Raw genomic sequence first — 17,482 nt, 5'->3', positions numbered from 1 at the left:
ATGGCCCGGTTTGAACGCGCAGAACTGTTGAAACGCTTCCGCGACATGGCAAAGCGCGGCGAGCCCATCATCGGCGGCGGCGCCGGCACCGGCCTGTCGGCCAAGTGCGAGGAAGCCGGTGGCGTCGATCTCATCGTCATCTACAATTCCGGCCGCTATCGCATGGCCGGCCGCGGCTCGCTTGCGGGATTGATGGCTTATGGCGACGCCAACGCCATCGTGCTGGAGATGGCCGGCGAAGTGCTGCCCGTCGTGACCAAAACGCCAGTGCTCGCTGGCGTCAATGGCACGGATCCGTTCCGCGACATGGACGTTTTCCTGGACCAGTTGAAGGCCCTCGGTTTCGCCGGCGTGCAGAACTTTCCGACCGTCGGCCTGATCGACGGAGTGTTCCGCGCCAATCTCGAAGAGACCGGCATGTCCTACGCGCTCGAGATCGACATGATTGCGAAGGCACGCGAGAAGGACCTGCTGACGACGCCCTACGTCTTTACCGAGAAGGAAGCCGCCGCGATGGCGATCGCGGGCGCGGATATCATCGTCTGTCACCTCGGCCTGACGACCGGGGGCACCATCGGCGCGCAGACCGCGCCCAAACTCAAGGATTGCCCGGCGCGCATCGACACCTGGGCCTCCGCCGCGCTCAGCGTCAATCCGGACATTCTGGTGCTCGCCCACGGCGGACCGATCGCCGATCCGGACGACGCCGATTTCATCATGAAGAACACCCGCTACTGCCACGGCTTTTACGGCGCCTCCTCGATGGAGCGGCTGCCGGTCGAGCGGGCACTGACGGATCAGGTGCGCAAATTCAAGGCGATCGGCGCGCGATAACGCCGGAAGGTCGAGGGAGGGAAATATGTCAGGGACTCTGGTCGGTGAATTGATCCTCTGGCTGATCGTCGCCATCGTGGTGATCGTGGTCGGCGTCTACATCGTGAACTGGCTCTACCATCGCTCGTCCAAGGAGACCTCATTCGTCCGGACCGGCCTGCTTGGCGAGCGCGTCGTGATCAACGGCGGCGCGTTCGTGCTGCCCTTCATCCACGACTACACGCCGGTCAACATGAACGTGCAGCCGATGGGCATCGTGCGCTCCCGGCAGGACGCCGTGATCACCCGGGACCGCATGCGCGTCGACATCGAGGCCGACTTCTATGTCCGCGTTCAGGCGACCCGCGAAGCCGTGTCCATCGCCGCCGCCACGCTCGGCCGCCGCACCATGGAGCCCGAGAAGCTCCACGCCCTCCTCGCCGGCAAATTCATCTCCGCGATCCGTTCGATTGCCTCGGAAATGACCCTGGAGCAGATGCACGAGCAGCGCGGCGAGTATGTGGCCCGCGTCAAGGCGAACGCGGCTGAGGCCCTCGCTCAGAACGGACTCGAGCTGGAATCCGTCGCGATCACCGATCTCGACCAGACCGATCTCGAATTCTTCAACCCTTCGAACCGCTTCGACGCCGAAGGTCTGACACGCCTGATGGAGGACATCGAGGCCAAGCGCAAGCTGCGCAACGACATCGAGCAGGATTCGATGATCAAGATCCGCTCCCGCAATCTGGAGGCCGAGCGACAGGCCCTCGAGATCGAGCGCGAAAGCGAGACGGCCCGCCTCGAGCAGGAGCGTGACATCGAGATGCGCCGCGCCCTGCAACGCACCGAGGTCGCGCGTGAGCGGGCCCTGCGCGAGACCGAGGCCGAGCAGGCGCAGATTTCCGCACGGGAGACCATCGAGAAGGCACGCATCGCAAACGACCAGGCGATCGCGGAAGCCCGTATCGCCTCGGAGCGCGAGACACGCCAGCGGGAGATCGAACGCACCCGCACCATCGAGGAGAAGGAACTGCTCGCCCGCGAGGAGGTCGAGAAGACCCGGATCGCCAACCAGCGCTCGATCGACACCAGCCGCATCGCCTCTGAGCGCGAGGTGCGCCAGCGCGAAATCGAGCGGATGCGCACTATCGAGGAAGCCGAGATCGCCGCCCGCGAGGCGATCGAGAAGGCGCGTATCCAGCAGGACCGGGTAGTGACCGACGCTCGTATTGCCAATGAAGAAGAGACGCGGCGCCGCGAGATCGAGCGGACCCGCGCCGTGGACGAGGCCGAGATCGCCGCCCGCGAAGCGACCGAAAAGGCCCGCATCGCCCAGACCATGATTGTCAATGTCGAGCGCATCGCGTCAGACGAGCGCACCCGCGCGCTTGAGATCCAGCAGGTGCGCACGATCCAGGAAGCCGAGATCGAGGCCCAGCGCGCGGTCGAGGCCGCGCGCATCGCCCGCGAGCGGACGCTTGCCGCCGAACGCATCGCCGCCGAGCAGAATACGCGGCAATTGGAGATCGAGCGCAACCAGGCACTCGACGTCGCGGGAATCGCGGCACGCGAGGCCACCGAAGCCTCCCGTATCGCCCAGGAGGAGCGAGTTCGTTCGCTCGAGATCGCCCGCAACCGCGCCGTCGAGGAAGCCGATATCGCCTCCCGCGAAGCGATCGAGGCCGCGCGCATCGCGCAGGAGAAGGCCATCGCGGCCGAGCGGATCCAGGCCGACAGGGAGACCAAGGCGCTCGAGATCGAGCGGACCGCCGCAGTCGAGGCGGCTGACCTCAAGCGGCGCGACGTGATCGAGCGCCAGCGCATCGGCGTCGATCTCGCGCTGGAGTCCGAGCGGATCAATTCGTCCAAGAAGCGCGAAGTGCTCAATATCGAGCAGAAGAAGGCGATCGAGATCGCGGACGAGGACCGCGTCATCGCGCTCTCCACCAAGCGCTCCGAACGCATCGACGCCGACCGCCAGGTCAAGCAGGCCGAGATCGTCGCACGCAAGGACGTCGAGACCACCGACGTCTCGCGCGAGCAGGCGCTGGAGGCGGCGCGGATCGAACGCCGCCGCTCGATCGAGCAACTCGAGGTCGCCCGCGTCCAGTCGCTCCAGGAAGCCGAGATTGCCGCGCGCGAGGAGGTCGAGCGCGCCCGCATTGCCTCCGACCGCGGCCTGGATGAGGCCCGCATCGGCCGTGAGCGCGAGTTGCGGAAGCTCGAAGTCAATCGCGAGAAGGAGGTCGAGACCGTTCTGATGGAGAAGGCGATCGCGATCCACCTGAAGTCGCTGGAAGAATCCGCCGCCCGGGCCTCGGCCGAGGAAGCGCGGATACATGCGACGGAGGCCACCGAGCGCGTCATCACCGCACGTGAAAACGAGATCGCCAGGCGTCGCAAGAGCGTGGAAATCGTGATCGCCGAGAAGCAGGCCGAGGAGACCCGAATTGCAGCCGAAGCCGAGCGCGTTCGCGCGGCCGTGGAGGCCGAGGCGCAGCGGCTGCTCAACGAGGCCGAGAACGTGCTGACCGACCAGGCCCGCTACTCGCTGTTCCGCAGAAAGCTGCTTGACCGCATCGAAGGCATCGTGCGCGAGAGCGTCAAGCCAATGGAGAAGATCGAGGGCATCCGCATCCTCCAGGTCGACGGCCTCAACGGCAACGGCCATGGTGGCAATGGCGGCCGCAGCGCCACCGACGAGGTGATCGACTCGGCGCTGCGCTACCGCGTCCAGGCGCCTCTCATCGATTCGCTTCTGGCGGATATCGGCGTCGAGGGCGGCAGCCTCGCCAAGATGCCGGGCCTGATCCGCGAGGCCCGCGACATGCAAGGCATCAAGGAGTCCGCCCGCAAGGGCGGCGGTGGAGGCGGAGGCGGCGAGAAGCCGGCTGCAGCTCCCTCGCCTTCCACCGAGGGCGAGCCGCCCGCGGAGCGCAGCCCCCGGAAGAAGAGCTGAGGTCACATCATGGCCCGCGTCTATGTCTCAACCGTCGTCAATGCGCGCAACGATCGCGTCTGGGCGCGGGTGCGCGATTTCAATGGCATGCCGAACTGGCATCCCGCGATCGCGGAAAGCCGGATCGAGGGCGGCGAGCCCTCGGACAAGATCGGCTGTGTCAGGGATTTTCGCCTGCGCAACGGCGACCGCATCCGCGAGAAGCTGCTCGGCCTTTCCGACTACGACATGTTCTGCACCTATTCGATCCTGGAATCCCCCATGGGCGTCGAGAACTACGTCGCGACGTTGCGGCTGACGCCGGTCACCGACGGCGACCAGACCTTCATGGAATGGACCGCCGAGTTCGACTGCGCACCCGAACGGGAAGCGGAGCTCGTCGGCAATATCGGCGGCGGCGTGTTCCAGGGCGGCTTCGACGCCCTCAAGCGCCAGTTCGGAGGGTGAGCTCCGTGCCGCATATCGTCAAGAGCACGATCCTGGATGCGCCGACCGATGCGGTGTGGGACGTGCTGCGCGATTTCAACGGACACGATCGCTGGCATCCGGCGGTCGCGACCTCCACGATCGAGCGCGCGCACTCCCCTGACAAAATTGGCTGTGTCAGGCGCTTCAAGCTGCAGGACGGATCGGAGCTGCGCGAGCAATTGCTGGCGCTCTCCGATCTCGAGCAGACCTTCAGCTATTGCCTGCTCGATACGCCGGTGCCGATGTTCAACTACGTGGCGCATGTCCGCCTGCTGCCGGTGACCGACGGCGATCGCACCTTCTGGCACTGGGAGTCGCGCTTCAGCACCAGGCCGGAGGACCGCGATCGCATCGTCCACATGGTCGCGGAAGACATCTATCAAGCCGGCTTCGAGGCGATCCGCCGGCACCTGAAGGAGGCGGCATAGCAATGGCCGTGACAGTGAAGACTTTTGCCAGCACCAGCGAAGCGGCCGGCGCGCTGTCGGCAGATCGCGGCGCACGCTATCTTGGCGGCGGCACGCTGGTGATGCGGGCGCTGAACGAGGGTGACGTCTCTGTCTCGACCGTCATCCGCGCCAGCGACCAGGCCCTGACCCGGATCGACGCGTCGGGCCCGCGTGTGACGCTCGGGGCCGGCATCACCTTCGCAAAAATCCTCGCCGAGCGCGACCTCGGCTTCCTGCACGCCCCTGCCCGCTCGATCGGCGGACCTGCGGTGCGCAACATGGGCACGGTCGGGGGCAACCTGTTCGCGCCAAGTCCCTATGGCGACTTCACGGTGGCGCTGCTTGCGCTCGATGCCACCGTCGCCGTGCAGGGCGGCTTTGGCACGCGCGACATCGCCATCGAAGAGTTCTTGCAGTCGCGCGAGCGGCAAGCCGGCACGCTGGTGCTCTCGGTGTCCTGCGCACGGCCGGCGAGCGCGGACGCCTTCCGCTACCACAAGGTCGCCCGTATCAAGCCAAAGGGCGGCTCCGTCATTACGCTCGCAGCCCATCTGCCGATCAGTGGCGGACGGATCGCCGGGGCACGGATCGCGCTGGGCTCGATGGCGCCGACCCAGATTCGGGCACGCGCCGCCGAGCGTGTGCTCGAGGGACGTTCGCTGGATGCCGCGACCATCGCTGCTGCGGCGTCCGCCGTCACCGAGGGCACCTCCCCCTTCGACAACGCGCTCGGCAGCGCCTGGTATCGCCGCGAGATCGCCGGCGTCCATCTGCGCCGTCTCCTCTCGGGTCAGGAATAGCTCGTCATGGCCAAGACCGCCCTGCAATTTCGTCATAACGGCCGCGACGTCGCGATCTTCGTCGATGGCGGCACCAACCTGCTGGTCGCTCTGCGCGAACTGATCGGCGATATGACGCCGAAATTCGGCTGCGGCCAGGGCGGCTGCGGCACCTGCAGTGTGCTGATCGACGGCGAGTTGCACCTGTCATGCCTGACGCTGGCGGAAACCGTCGCCGGCCGATCGGTGGAGACGCTCGACGGCCTCAAGCAGGGCCCGAACCTGCATCCGCTCCAGCGTGCCTTCGCCGACAATTTTGCCGCCCAATGCGGCTATTGCACGCCGGGCATGCTGATGGCGGCAAAGGCGCTGCTCGATCGCAATCCGCAGCCTAGCCGCGCCGAGGTCGTCGAGGCGATCTCCGGCAACATCTGCCGCTGCACCGGCTACGAACCCATCATCGATGCCATCCTCGCCGCTTCGGGCGGCCGGGCCAGTGCCTAAAGGATCTTGTCATGCTGGAACTGCGCAAGGACATTTTCGCCGACGAGCGCGACGACAATCTCAATGAGATCGGCAAGGGCACGCAGCGCCAGGACATGCTCGGCCATGTCACGGGCACGTCGAGCTATTTCAACGACCACAAGCTTCAGGGCATGCTGCATCTGAAGGTGGTCCGCTCGACGCAGGCCCACGCGCGGTTGCGCCATATCGACACCACGGAAGCCGAACGCTCGTCCGGCGTACGCCGGATCATCCGCGGCGCCGACGTGCCGCGCAATCTCAACACGCTTCTCAGCCTCATCAACTTCGGCAAGGACGACGAGCCTACGCTGGCGGCGGACAAGGTCCGCTACAAGGGCGAACCGGTCGTCGCCATCGTCGCGGACAGCGAGCGCGAGGCGTTCGAGGCGATCGCAAAGGTGCGGATCGACTACGAGCCGCTGCCGGTCGTGCTCGACGTCGAGGACGCGCTCAAGGCCGGGGCGCCTGTCGTCAACGAGACCTATCCGAAGAACGCCTTCATCTATCACGACGTCCATGATCACCAGAAGCTGCGCTTCGGCGATGCCGACGCCGCGCTCGCGACCGCCGACCACGTGCTCGAACAGCGCTACCAGATGTCTCCGATCGAGCACGCGCCGACCGAAACCAATGGCGCGATCGCCGCGCCCGACACCAACGGCCGCTACGTCGTCTACACCTCGACGCAGGCACTGTTCTTCTCGGTCGACACCTGCGCCAAGATCCTGGACCTGCCTTCCAACACCTTTCACTTCATCGGCGGCACGGTCGGCGGCGGCTTTGGCGGCAAGGTGGATACGTTGACCGAGCCGCTCGCGATCCTGGGCGCGATGCTGACCGGGCGGCCCGTCCGCTACGTGTTCGGACGCGAGGAGGAGATGCAATACGGCCCGCCCCGCGGGGCCGAGCGCATCTACATTAAGGACGGCGTGATGCGGGATGGCCGTGTCATCGCGCGAAAAATCCGCGCCTATTTCGACAGCGGCGCCTATACGAGGCTTTCCAGCTACGCCGCCGTGAAATGTGCCGCGCATCTGCCCGGGCCATACACTATCCCCAATGTCTATGGCGACGTCTATTGCGTCTTCACCAACCGGACGCCCGCGACGGCGATGCGCGGTTTCGGCGTCACCGCGATGGATTTTGCGATCGAGTGCCAGATGGACAAGCTGGCAAACCTCGTCGGCATGGACCCGATGGAGTTCCGGATCCTCAATGCCTATCGCGACGGCGACATGAAGGCGCATCGGCGCGAAGCCAAGAACACCGCGCTGATCGAATGCGTCCAGGTCGCCGCCGAGAAGGCGAAATGGCCCATCCGCGAGGAGTTCAAGCGAGCTTCGTCGCGCAAGGACGGCGGCGGCAGCCGCGCCGTGATCCCGCCGACCCCGACGGATTCGCGCAGCCGGCCGGCCGCGCCAGTCCAGCAGCGCACCAGCTATGACCGGCTCCCGCCCGCCGTCACCCGCGAACCACCGCGCGAGCCGCCGCCCCCTGCGCCGCCGCCCCCTCCACCGCGGCCGGCCGCGCCCTCGCACGGCGCGCCCCGCTTCTCCTCCGTGTTCGGCACCAGGAGGCGCTGATGACCCGGCATCGCGGACGCGGCATGGCGTCGATCAACTATCCCATCGGCATGAATCTCGGCGGCGATCCCAGCCAGGCGTTGGTTCATTCCAACCCGAGCGGCAAGTTCACGGTGGCGCTGTCGTCGATCGACCTCGGCCAGGGCATGAAGTCGGTGACGCGGCAGATCTGCGCGGAGACGCTGGGCGTTCCCGTCGAGGACGTCTATGTCGATACCGCGGATTCCGACACCGGTCCGCATTGCATGGGCTCCTTCGCCTCGCGCGGCACCCATCGCGTCGGCAATGCCGTGATGGCCGCGGCGCGCGAGGCACGCGGCGTGATGATGGAGGCGGCCGCCGAGGAGCTCGAGGTCAACGCCGCCGATCTCGAAACCGACGGACGCGGCAACATCCACGTCAAGGGTGCGCCGCATCGCTCGATCTCGACCAAGGACGTCGCCATCGCCGCCCAGTTCAAGCAGGGCAAGACCATCTCCGGCCGCGGCATATTCCTCGTGCCCCTGTCCAACGTCGACCCCGAAACCGGCGAGATGTCGCCGGCGACCTGCTACGCCCATGCCTGTCTCGTGGCGGAAGTCGAGGTCGACGACGAGACCGGTGAAGTCGCGATGGTCCGCATGGACTCCGCCTATGAGCTCGGCCGCGCGCTCAATCCGCGCCTGGTCGAGCAGCAGCTCGTCGGCGGCGCCTGGATGGGCATCAGCCACGCGCTCTACGAGACGACGGAGCCTCACTATCCCGACCCTGTTCACGGCCCCCGCGACTTCGTCGAATATCTGATGCCGGGCCCGGGCGACATTTGCCCGCACGATATCGCCGTGCTGGAGCGCCCCGCGCCAGATGGCCCGTTCGGCGCCAAAGGACCGGGCGAAATGTGCGCCAATCCCGTGCTGCCGGCTGTCGCGAATGCGATTTTCAACGCCGTCGGCGTACGCATCGACGATCTGCCGATTACGCCGGAAAAGGTGCTGCGCGCGATCAAGACCCAGGGCGGCGCGCGGCCACAGGCGCGACGCTGAGACTGGCCATGGCAGTCCGCAGCAACATCGTCGGCATCGACACCCCCGAAGCGCTGGAGAAGGCGCTTCGGGCAGCCTATTACCTCGCCGATGAAGGGCTCGCGACCGCGGCCTATCTCGGCCTTGCCCTCGGCAAACCGCTCCTGCTCGAAGGCGCCCCCGGCGTCGGCAAGACCGAGGCCGCGAAAGCCATCGCCGCCGTCCTCGGCCGTCGCCTCATCCGCCTGCAATGCTACGAGGGCATCGACGCCTCGGCCGCGCTCTACGAGTGGAACTATCCACGCCAGATGCTCGCGATCCGCCAGGCTGGCGACGAGAGCATCGACATCTATGGCGAAACGTTTCTGATTGAGCGGCCGATGCTGGCGACGCTTCGCGCACCCGACTCCACCGTGCTGCTGATCGATGAGATCGACCGCGCCGACCAGGAGTTTGAGGCGTTCCTGCTCGAGTTTCTCTCGGACTTCCAGATCTCGATCCCGGAACGCGGCACGGTGCGCGCGGCCGAACGTCCTGTCGTCGTGCTGACATCGAACCGGACGCGCGACCTGCACGAAGCCCTGCGCCGCCGCTGTGTCTATCACTGGATCGACTATCCCACTGAAGAGCGGGAGGCGCGTATCGTGATGCTGCGGGCCTCCAGCGTCGCCGAGGCGACAGCGCGGGCCGTCGTCGCGGCCGTCGGCAAATTGCGCCGCGAGCCGCTCAGCAAGGCACCAGGCATCGCGGAAGCCGTCGACTGGGCTGAAGCGGCGACGCTCCTTCACAAGGGCGGTGCGCGCTGGCCCGACGCCTTCAAACGCTCGATCGGCGTGGCGCTGAAAGACGAGGAAGACCTGCATTTCATCTCACCCCGGCTCGACGTCATGCTCGCGGAGGCAACCGCATGAGCACCGAGCCGGAGCTTCCGCGCGCCGCCCGCATCTTCGTCTCCTTCGCCGCGCTGCTGCGCGCCAACGGCTTTGCCGTCGCGCCCGAGCAGACCACCTCCTATCTCGCCGCGATCGAGCTGCTCGGGCCGCGCGACCTCAACGACATCAGGCAAGCGGCGCTGGCCACGCTCGCCCCGCCACCCGAGCGCCGCACGACCTTCGACCGGCTGTTCGACCTGCACTTCCGCGGCAGCGAAGCCATCGAGCATGTCGATGACGGCGACGACGACGAAACTGTCCGGCTCCAGGAAGAGGGCCGCGGCGAACAGGCCCCCCTGTTCTCCGACGAAGCCAACGAATCCGGCCTCGCTGCGACGCGCTCCGAGGCGCTGGTGGAGCGCCGCTTCGCCCAGCTCTCCACCACCGACGCGCTCCGCCGCCTGGCGCGCGAGGCCCCGCGGCGCCTGCCGCAGCGGCGCGGCCACCGGCGCATGCGCGCCCGCCGCGGGCCGTTTGCCGACCTTCGCCGAACCTTGCGCGACAGCGTGCGGAGCGACGGTGAGATCCTGCGGCTCGGGCACCTGAAGCGGCGCCAGCGCCGGCGAAAGCTCCTGCTGCTGATCGACGTCTCCGGCTCGATGAAGACGCGCACCGAGGAGAACATGAAGCTCGCGCATACGCTGGTGCAGGCCGCGCCAAATGTCGAGGTCTTCACCTTCGGCACGCGGCTGACCCGCGTCACCCGCCCATTGCGCCTCAAGCGTCGCGAGCAAGCGCTGAGCGCGGCGGCGCACCTCGTCAGCGACTGGGATGGCGGCACCCGCATCGGCGACGCGCTGCAAGCCTTCCTCGCGGTACCGCGGTTCGGCGGTTACGCGCGAGGCGCGGCCGTCGTCATCGTGTCGGACGGGCTGGAACGCGGCGAACCCGACGCGTTGCGCGACGCTGTCGCAAAGCTGTCGCGGCGCGCCTGGCGCGTGAGCTGGCTGACGCCGCTCGCGACGGGCCCGGATTTCCGCCCGCAGACCGAGGCGCTGGTGGCCATCCAGCGCTTCGTCGATGATCTCGTGGATGGCGGTTCAAGCGCGTCGATTGTCGCGCACATTCTGACGTTGGGACGGAGGAAAGCGGCGTGAGCGACATTGTCGACGGCCATCATCACATCTGGCGACAGGCCGACCTGCCCTGGCTGACCGGCCCGATGCAGCCGCGCATCTTTGGACCCTACGAGCCGATCCGTCGCGATTATCCGATCCGGGAATATCTCGACGACCTCAAGGGCACCGGCGTCACCCGTTCGGTCTATGTCCAGACCAACTGGGCCAACGACCGCTTCGAGGATGAAACCGCCTGGGTCCAGCAGACCGCCGACGAGCACGGCTGGCCGCATGCCATCGTCGCCTACGCAGATTTCGCCGTCGACGACGTTCGCCCGCAACTCGATCGCCTGAAGCGCTATCCGCTCGTGCGCGGCGTGCGGATGCAGCTGCACTGGCACGACAATCCGCTCTATCGCTTCGCGGCCAAGCCCGATCTCTGCGTCGATCCCATGGTCCGCCGCAACATCGCGCACCTGGCCGACTACGGCTGGAGCTTTGATCTCCAGGTCTTCACGCCGCAGATGCCGGATGCAGCGCAACTCGCCGAGTCCTGCCCCCGGGTGACCTTCATCCTCCAGCATGCCGGCATGCTGGAAGACCTCTCGCCGGCGGGCCGGGCCGCCTGGCGCGCCGGGATGGCCCGGCTCGCGGTCTGTCCGAACGTGGTCTCAAAACTCTCCGGGCTCGGCACCTTCATCCACCGCAACGATCCCGCGCATATCGCGGCCGTCCTTACCGATACCGTCGCGATTTTCGGCGCGGAGCGCTGCCTGTTTGGCTCCAATTTTCCGATCGAGAAATTGTGGACCAGCTATCGGGAGCTCGTCGACGCCTTTCGTGCCGCGGCCGCGAAGCTGACGACCCAGCAGCAGGACGCAATTTTCAGGACGACGGCAACGCGCGTCTACCGGCTTTGACAGACAAGAACAGAACAGGGAGGGAAACGAATGGCGCTGGAGATCAAGATCCTGGACTATGGCGATATCGAGCTGGAATCGAGCTTTCTAGTCCTCGGCCGCGACTGCGGCCGCACTCGCCGCGTCCTCACCCTCGGCTTTCTGATCCTCGGCGGCAAATATCCGGTCGTGGTCGATACCGGTTACCGTTCCAACCAGATCATGGAAACGCTCGGGATGCGCGGCCTGCAATACCACGAGCACATGATCGAGAACCAGCTCGCCCGCCACGGCGTGCGCATGGGCGACGTCCGCTTCGTCTGCCACACCCATCTGCACATCGACCACGCCGGCAAGGACGATCTGTTTCCGATGAACACGACCGTCGTCCTCAATCGGAAAGAACTCGAATATTCCGTCTCCGGCTTGATGCATCCGCAATATCCGGCGCCCGACATCAAGCATCTCATCGACCGACTGCACACCAAGAGTGCGCTGCGCTTCCTCGACCTCGAGATCACAGGTCCTATCGAGCTGATGCCCGGCGTCTATTGCGATGCGGCCAATGCACATACCGAGGGATCGATGAACGTCATCGTCGAGACTGCCGACGGGATCGCGACGATCTGCGGCGACGTGATCTACGACTTCAACGACCAGATCGTCACGCCCTTCAACGAGATTCACGACTGGGAGCCGCGGACGACGGGAAACCACGGCACCAGTAAGCGGGCCGAGAAGGCGTCGATCAAGAAGCTCCTGAGCAATTCGCGCTATCTGCTGCCGGTGCACGACAGGCCGGCCAAGATCGAGGGCGGCATGGTCGTCGGACGCCTGCACGACCAGGTCCCCGGCCCGATCGTGCAGTCGCTGCCCGCGCGGAACTGGTTCCCTGCCTGACGTGACCTGAGGATATCGACCGATGACGCATGTCACCTTGCGCTCCGAATTCGAGAGCCTGATCGACCCCTACGCGCCGGTCGCGCAGGTTGGAACAGGTTTTGACTTCACGGAAGGGCCGATCTGGCATCCGGTCGATCATTATCTCCTGTTCTCGGACATGCCGGGCGACGTGCGGCGGCGCTGGGATTCGCGGCGCGGCGTCGCGGAGGTCAAGCGCCCGTCGAACAAATGCAATGGCATGACCTATGATGCCGAGCTCAATCTGGTCGTCTGCGAGCACGCGACCTCGTCGCTGATCCGTGAGCGACCGGACGGGCGCCGCGAAGTGCTGGCCTCGCACTTCCAGGGACAGGAGCTCAACAGCCCCAACGACGTCTGCGTGCACTCCTCCGGTGCCATCTATTTCTCCGATCCCTGGTATGGCCGCATGCCGGTCTATGGTGTCGAGCGGCCGCGCCAGCTCGGCTTCCAGGGCGTCTATCGCGTCATGCCCGGCGGCGAGCCAACGCTCGTGGTGGACCGCAATTTGTTCGACCAGCCGAACGGGCTGTGCTTCTCGCCTGACGAGAAACTGCTCTATGTCAACGACACCGTGCAGGCGCTGATCCGCGTATTCGACGTCAACGGCGACGGCTCGCTGTCGAACGCACGCGCGTTTGCAAGCGGCATCCGCTCCGAGCTGGAGCCGGGCCTGCCCGACGGCATGAAGTGCGACCAGCATGGCAATGTCTGGGTCACCGCGCCCGGCGGCGTCTGGGTCTATTCACCGCGCGGTGAGCTGCTCGGAAAAGTCCGCGTGCCCGAGCTCGTCGCCAACCTTGCCTGGGGTGGCCCGGATTTCCGCACGCTCTATCTGACGTCGACGCATTCGGTCTATGCGATCCCGACCAAGGCCGGGCCGCGCCACGAGCCCTATATGAGCGGCAAACGCGGCAGCGGCGGCGCAAGCGCCGGCCCCGCGGCTGCGGCGCCCATCCTCGCCGACGGCGAGATGCGGCTCGATCCGAGCCGCTGCGCCATGATCATCCAGGATCTTCAGAACGATGTCATCATGGATGGCGGCGCATTCGCCGAGTCAGGCGCACCGGGTCATGCGAAGCAACAGCATGTGGTCGAGAACGTCCGGCGCTTGGCGGAGACAGCTCGCGCGCGCGGCGTCGCCATCATCCATGTCTGGTTCGTGGTCGAGCCCGGCGCGCCCGGCGTGACGCTGAACGCACCGCTGTTCGAGGGCCTCGTCGACAGCAAGGCGATGGTGCGCGGCAGCTGGGGCGCCGCCCCGGTCTCCGGCCTCGAGCCACGGCCCGGCGATTTCGTCGTCGAGAAGATGCGGATGAGCGCCTGGGAGGGCACCCGGCTGGAGACGATCCTGAAAGCCACCGGCCGCGATATGATCATCAACACCGGCGCATGGACCAACATGTCGGTCGAGCACACCGCACGCACCGGCGCCGACAAGGGCTATTTCATGATCGTGCCGGAAGATTGCTGCTCGACCATGAATGCCGACTGGCACTCCGCCTCGATCAACTTTGCCATGCAGAACGTCGCCGTCGTCACCCGGGCGGATGCCGTCATCAAAGCGCTGGGATGAGTGGTGGCAAAGCTTTTGCACCTCTCCTGCTCGCCCCGTGCCGACTCCGAGTCGAGCGCCGGCGCGCGCGTGTTTCTTGACGGGTTTCGGCAGGCCCGTCCGGACTGGGATATTGACGTCGTGGATCTCTGGCGCGAGCGGCTGCCGGAATTCGCAGGTCCCATCGTCGAGGCCAAATATGCGCGCATGAAGGCGCAGGCCTTCAACGACGCGCAACGCGACAGCTTTGCGGAGGCCGAGCGGATGGCGCTGCGCTTTTCACTGGCCGATCGGGTGCTGATCTCGACGCCCATGTGGAACTTCAGCATTCCCTACAAGCTCAAGCAATGGTTCGATATCATCGTCCAGCCCGGGCTCACCTTTCGGTTCGATCCCTCCCTGGGATATGTCCCGCTGCTGACGGACCGGCCAACCACGGTGATCCTCGCCAGTGGCAGCGATTTCGCCACCGGAATGAACCGCGGGCGCATCGACATGGCAACGCCTTACCTGCGGGAAATTTTGCGCTTTATCGGTATCAGCAATGTCCGTTTCGTACCGATCGGGCCAACCACCGGACCGCAACAGCCCATCGAGGCTGCCCGCGAAAGAGCCCATCAGCACCTCGCCGCAATGGCAGCGAACTTCTGAGCATTGTTGAGGACGCTCCGGCGCTTCGCGACACCTATCGAAGCAAGCTGCGCATCACCCGCGTACGCGAATCACGGCAGGTTGTCCCGCAGAAAAATATCGATGCGGATGCGCTCCTGGTCGGGGCTGATCGGCTCACCCGAACAATGCGCGAGCAGAACTCGCGCCGCAGACCGCGCCTCGTGACCGGGATCCTGGTTGATGATGGCATCGAGCGTGCCGCGGACCAGGAAACGCCGCGTGTACTGGGTCAGCTCGTGCGCGATCCAGACCACTTCGCGCGCGCGGCCCGAGGCCTCCAGCGCATTGGCGATGCCGCGGTTCCCGGCGCCGCAGCAGTAGATGCCGCGGAGATCGGCGTGGCGCGCCAGCAGTGCGACCGTGAGCTCCCGGGTGCGCTCGCTGTCGTCGCGGCCTTCGATCACCGGCAGCGCGAGCAGGTTCGGATACTCGCTGGACAGGATCTGGTGGAAGCCGAACTGCCGCTCGGTGTGATCGCGCAGCGACAACGAACCCGCGATCACGGCAACCTTTCCCTCGCGGCCGGCGAGGAAACGCCCCATCAGCGTTGCCGCAGTTCGCCCCGCGGCCGGGTTGTCGATACCGACATAATGCAGCCGCCGCGAGCTCGGCGCGTCCGACACAAGGGTCACCACGGCGACCCCGCGCGCGGCGAGCTCGTCAATCGCGGCGCGCACCCTGGGATGGTCGAGCGCGATGACGGCGACGCCCTGATAGGCCGGCGACAGGTTTTCCAGCGCACCGGCGAGCACATCCGGATCGAACACGTCGACATGGAGGATATCGATGAAGCCGCGGTGGCCGGCGAGCCAGTCCGCGGTGCGTTGGACCTGCTCGGCCAGGTTGGTCATGAAGCTGTTGCTGCCGCTCGGTAGCACGAAGGCGAAGCGGAACGTCTGCCCGCGGGCGAGCCGCGCGGCCGCGACGTCGCCCCGATAGCCGAGTTTTGCCACCGCGGCCTCGACACGTGCGACGGTCTTGGCGCGCACGCCCTCGCGCCGGTTGACGACGCGGTCGACGGTGGCGAGCGAAACGCCCGCCGCACGCGCGACGTCCTCCAGCGTGGCGCGAACCGCCGGCTGCGTCGCACCGGCTGTCATTCCCGCGCGGCCCACAGCATGCCACGGGTCATCAACGTTCGAATCTCCGGTACGTCGAGCTCGTAAGCGCGGTGACCGAGCGAGGAGTAGAACACCCTGCCCGCGCCGTATCGCTTCTTCCAGACCACAGGCATCACCACGCCGTCGATCCAGGGCGCGTGCTCGCCCGTGAAGGTCGTCGTCGCCAGCACCTCGTTGGCGGGGTCGACATGCATGTAGTACTGCTCGGAACGATGCTCGAAACTCTTCAGCCCCTTCATGATGGGGTCATCCGGCTTCGTCAAGTCGACCTTGTAGTCGATGATGTTGCCGGGATGCGCGACCCACTGCCCGCCGCACAGGAACTGGTAGTCGACGGACTCGCGGAACGCATCGCACATGCCGCCATGATGCCCGGCCAGCCCGACACCGCCACGCACGGCCGCGCAGAGATTGAGCGCTTCCGCCTTCTCGATCTTCGACATGGTATAGATCGGGATGATCAGCGACAGATCGTGGATCGCGGGATCGGCGAACGCCGCCGTCGTGGTCTCGACCCGGACCTCAAAGCCTTCCGCCTTCAGCCAGCCGCGGATCATCGAGGCGCAGAGATCGGGATCGTGTCCCGGCCAGCCGCCCCATACAATCATTGCCTTGCGCATGGTCATTCCCTCAGTCGATCTGTCCGGTTTCACGTCCGGCCGGCAGCATTGCCGGCCGCTCGACGCAGCTCCCGATCTTGACGCGGCGTCCTTCGTCGGCGGAGGTCTGGAACGCCTCCATCACCTCGAGCACATGGAAAGCGAGCGCGCCGCTGGCGCGATGCGGACGGTTGTTCAGGATCGCGGAGGCCATGTCGGCGACACCGATGGAACGAAACTCGCCATCGACATGACCGTGGGTCAGCGGCACCGGCTCCCATTCACCGCCAGTCTTCGCGACCTGCACCTCGCCGCCGAACCGGTTCGGGTCCGGCACCAACATGCTGCCCTTGTCGCCATAGATCTCGATCGGCGCGTGCCGGTGCTTCGGCACGTCGAAGCTCATCGCGATCGAGACGACCGCCCCGCACTCGAATTCGAGCGTGCCGGCGACATGGGTCGAAACCTCGACCGGGATAAGGGTGCCGTTCATCGGCTGGCTGGTGACCAACCGCTCGGATTTCGGACGCGCGGTCGAGCCCATCACGCTCGCGACCGGGCCAAGCAGCTGCACGAGATCCGTGATGTAATACGGCCCCATGTCGAGCATCGGCCCTCCGCCGCGAAGGTAATAGAAGCCCGGCGATGGGTGCCAGCGCTCATGGCCAGGGCAGCCGAAGAAGACGCTGCCCGCGACCGGCGTGCCTATCGCGCCATCGTCGATCAGCTTGCGCGCGGTCTGGTGCCCACCGCCAAGGAACGTATCGGGCGCGCAGCCGACGCGAAGGTCCTTCTGCGCGGCGAGATCCATCACCTTGCGGGCTTCTGCGACGTCGATGCCGAGCGGTTTCTCGGAATGAACGTGCTTGCCGGCATTCAGCACCGCGAGGCTGACGTCGGTGTGGGCGAGCGGCACCGTGAGATTGATGACGATCTCGACATCCTCTCGCTTGAGCAGTTGATCGACCCGCATCGCCGGCAGCCCGAAGGCGGCGCCCTGCCGCTCTGCAGCATCGCTGCGCATATCGGCGAGCGCCTTGATTTCCATGACTGGAAAGCGCTGGGCCGCCTTCAGATAGGCGGTGCTGATATTGCCGCAGCCGATGATTCCGATGCCGACTTTTCTCATTGTGATCTCCGTAAGGTAT

The 17,482-nt window shown here is 66.1% G+C and carries 17 protein-coding genes; 14 read left to right on the top strand and 3 right to left on the bottom strand.

The features are described 5' to 3' along the window. From AB7535_RS07935 to AB7535_RS07870, 14 genes are read left to right on the top strand one after another with little or no spacing between them, the layout of a single operon-like run. A complete protein-coding gene (locus AB7535_RS07935; RefSeq protein ID WP_063984343.1) occupies positions 1 to 834 on the top strand; it encodes a phosphoenolpyruvate hydrolase family protein in 834 nt (277 codons plus the stop codon). 25 nt (positions 835 to 859) lie between these two features. Further along, positions 860 to 3,772, top strand: a complete 2,913-nt coding sequence (locus AB7535_RS07930; RefSeq protein ID WP_085400986.1) for a flotillin family protein — start codon at positions 860 to 862, stop codon at positions 3,770 to 3,772. A gap of 9 nt (positions 3,773 to 3,781) precedes the next feature. Then, positions 3,782 to 4,219 (top strand): SRPBCC family protein, encoded by a 438-nt coding sequence (locus AB7535_RS07925; protein WP_014496426.1) that lies wholly within the window; start codon positions 3,782 to 3,784, stop codon positions 4,217 to 4,219. A 5-nt stretch (positions 4,220 to 4,224) separates the two neighbouring features. Continuing rightward, positions 4,225 to 4,668, top strand: a complete 444-nt coding sequence (locus AB7535_RS07920; RefSeq protein WP_063986523.1) for an SRPBCC family protein — start codon at positions 4,225 to 4,227, stop codon at positions 4,666 to 4,668. Positions 4,669 to 4,670: 2 nt separating this feature from the next. Further along, positions 4,671 to 5,489 carry an FAD binding domain-containing protein gene (locus AB7535_RS07915; protein WP_085400985.1) on the top strand — a complete coding sequence of 273 codons (819 nt, stop codon included), beginning with the start codon at positions 4,671 to 4,673 and terminating at the stop codon, positions 5,487 to 5,489. 6 nt (positions 5,490 to 5,495) lie between these two features. Continuing rightward, positions 5,496 to 5,972 (top strand): (2Fe-2S)-binding protein, encoded by a 477-nt coding sequence (locus AB7535_RS07910; protein WP_038941740.1) that lies wholly within the window; start codon positions 5,496 to 5,498, stop codon positions 5,970 to 5,972. A gap of 11 nt (positions 5,973 to 5,983) precedes the next feature. Next, positions 5,984 to 7,576: a xanthine dehydrogenase family protein molybdopterin-binding subunit gene (locus AB7535_RS07905; RefSeq protein WP_354075006.1), complete on the top strand. Its 1,593-nt coding sequence runs from the start codon at positions 5,984 to 5,986 to the stop codon at positions 7,574 to 7,576. After that, positions 7,576 to 8,598: a xanthine dehydrogenase family protein molybdopterin-binding subunit gene (locus tag AB7535_RS07900; RefSeq protein WP_014496431.1), complete on the top strand. Its 1,023-nt coding sequence runs from the start codon at positions 7,576 to 7,578 to the stop codon at positions 8,596 to 8,598. The genes AB7535_RS07905 and AB7535_RS07900 overlap by 1 nt, the downstream gene beginning before the upstream one ends. Positions 8,599 to 8,606: 8 nt before the next feature. Beyond that, positions 8,607 to 9,488: an AAA family ATPase gene (locus tag AB7535_RS07895; RefSeq protein WP_085403207.1), complete on the top strand. Its 882-nt coding sequence runs from the start codon at positions 8,607 to 8,609 to the stop codon at positions 9,486 to 9,488. Then, positions 9,485 to 10,606, top strand: coding sequence for a vWA domain-containing protein (locus AB7535_RS07890; protein ID WP_085403206.1), 1,122 nt, complete (start codon positions 9,485 to 9,487; stop codon positions 10,604 to 10,606). Before AB7535_RS07895 ends, AB7535_RS07890 begins: the two co-directional genes overlap by 4 nt. Then, positions 10,603 to 11,487, top strand: a complete 885-nt coding sequence (locus tag AB7535_RS07885; protein WP_085403205.1) for an amidohydrolase family protein — start codon at positions 10,603 to 10,605, stop codon at positions 11,485 to 11,487. Before AB7535_RS07890 ends, AB7535_RS07885 begins: the two co-directional genes overlap by 4 nt. Before the next feature lie 30 nt (positions 11,488 to 11,517). Continuing rightward, positions 11,518 to 12,366: an N-acyl homoserine lactonase family protein gene (locus AB7535_RS07880; protein WP_028147221.1), complete on the top strand. Its 849-nt coding sequence runs from the start codon at positions 11,518 to 11,520 to the stop codon at positions 12,364 to 12,366. A gap of 22 nt (positions 12,367 to 12,388) precedes the next feature. Next, positions 12,389 to 13,963 carry an isochorismatase family protein gene (locus tag AB7535_RS07875; protein ID WP_085403204.1) on the top strand — a complete coding sequence of 525 codons (1,575 nt, stop codon included), beginning with the start codon at positions 12,389 to 12,391 and terminating at the stop codon, positions 13,961 to 13,963. 3 nt (positions 13,964 to 13,966) lie between these two features. Then, positions 13,967 to 14,593, top strand: coding sequence for an FMN-dependent NADH-azoreductase (locus AB7535_RS07870; protein ID WP_085403218.1), 627 nt, complete (start codon positions 13,967 to 13,969; stop codon positions 14,591 to 14,593). A 71-nt stretch (positions 14,594 to 14,664) separates the two neighbouring features. Here AB7535_RS07870 and AB7535_RS07865 read toward each other — a convergent pair whose 3' ends face one another. Genes AB7535_RS07865 through AB7535_RS07855 form a run of 3 tightly spaced genes read right to left on the bottom strand, consistent with a single transcriptional unit; the run spans position 14,665 to position 17,463 of the window. Further along, complete coding sequence (locus AB7535_RS07865) at positions 14,665 to 15,714, bottom strand: LacI family DNA-binding transcriptional regulator (protein ID WP_085403217.1); 1,050 nt, start codon at positions 15,712 to 15,714, stop codon at positions 14,665 to 14,667. Continuing rightward, positions 15,711 to 16,355, bottom strand: a complete 645-nt coding sequence (locus AB7535_RS07860) for a ThuA domain-containing protein (RefSeq protein ID WP_014496439.1) — start codon at positions 16,353 to 16,355, stop codon at positions 15,711 to 15,713. Before AB7535_RS07860 ends, AB7535_RS07865 begins: the two co-directional genes overlap by 4 nt. Positions 16,356 to 16,365: 10 nt before the next feature. Further along, on the bottom strand, positions 16,366 to 17,463 hold the full coding sequence (locus tag AB7535_RS07855) for a Gfo/Idh/MocA family protein (RefSeq protein ID WP_085403203.1): 1,098 nt from the start codon (positions 17,461 to 17,463) through the stop codon (positions 16,366 to 16,368). Positions 17,464 to 17,482 lie beyond the last annotated feature (19 nt).

The organism is Bradyrhizobium sp. 956_D2_N1_4, from assembly GCF_052076025.1.
Taxonomy (GTDB): Bacteria; Pseudomonadota; Alphaproteobacteria; order Rhizobiales; family Xanthobacteraceae; genus Bradyrhizobium; species Bradyrhizobium barranii.
This window is presented reverse-complemented; position numbering and strand designations above follow the sequence as displayed.

Excerpts from the sequence above, each read along its gene's own strand:
- AB7535_RS07935 (WP_063984343.1), top strand. The coding sequence starts at position 1 with ATGGCCCGGTTTGAACGCGCAGAACTGTTGAAACGCTTCCGCGACATG.
- AB7535_RS07930 (WP_085400986.1), top strand. The coding sequence starts at position 860 with ATGTCAGGGACTCTGGTCGGTGAATTGATCCTCTGGCTGATCGTCGCC.
- AB7535_RS07925 (WP_014496426.1), top strand. The coding sequence starts at position 3,782 with ATGGCCCGCGTCTATGTCTCAACCGTCGTCAATGCGCGCAACGATCGC.
- AB7535_RS07915 (WP_085400985.1), top strand. The coding sequence starts at position 4,671 with ATGGCCGTGACAGTGAAGACTTTTGCCAGCACCAGCGAAGCGGCCGGC.
- AB7535_RS07910 (WP_038941740.1), top strand. The coding sequence starts at position 5,496 with ATGGCCAAGACCGCCCTGCAATTTCGTCATAACGGCCGCGACGTCGCG.
- AB7535_RS07905 (WP_354075006.1), top strand. The coding sequence starts at position 5,984 with ATGCTGGAACTGCGCAAGGACATTTTCGCCGACGAGCGCGACGACAAT.
- AB7535_RS07900 (WP_014496431.1), top strand. The coding sequence starts at position 7,576 with ATGACCCGGCATCGCGGACGCGGCATGGCGTCGATCAACTATCCCATC.
- AB7535_RS07895 (WP_085403207.1), top strand. The coding sequence starts at position 8,607 with ATGGCAGTCCGCAGCAACATCGTCGGCATCGACACCCCCGAAGCGCTG.
- AB7535_RS07890 (WP_085403206.1), top strand. The coding sequence starts at position 9,485 with ATGAGCACCGAGCCGGAGCTTCCGCGCGCCGCCCGCATCTTCGTCTCC.
- AB7535_RS07880 (WP_028147221.1), top strand. The coding sequence starts at position 11,518 with ATGGCGCTGGAGATCAAGATCCTGGACTATGGCGATATCGAGCTGGAA.
- AB7535_RS07875 (WP_085403204.1), top strand. The coding sequence starts at position 12,389 with ATGACGCATGTCACCTTGCGCTCCGAATTCGAGAGCCTGATCGACCCC.
- AB7535_RS07865 (WP_085403217.1), bottom strand. The coding sequence starts at position 15,714 with ATGACAGCCGGTGCGACGCAGCCGGCGGTTCGCGCCACGCTGGAGGAC.
- AB7535_RS07860 (WP_014496439.1), bottom strand. The coding sequence starts at position 16,355 with ATGCGCAAGGCAATGATTGTATGGGGCGGCTGGCCGGGACACGATCCC.
- AB7535_RS07855 (WP_085403203.1), bottom strand. The coding sequence starts at position 17,463 with ATGAGAAAAGTCGGCATCGGAATCATCGGCTGCGGCAATATCAGCACC.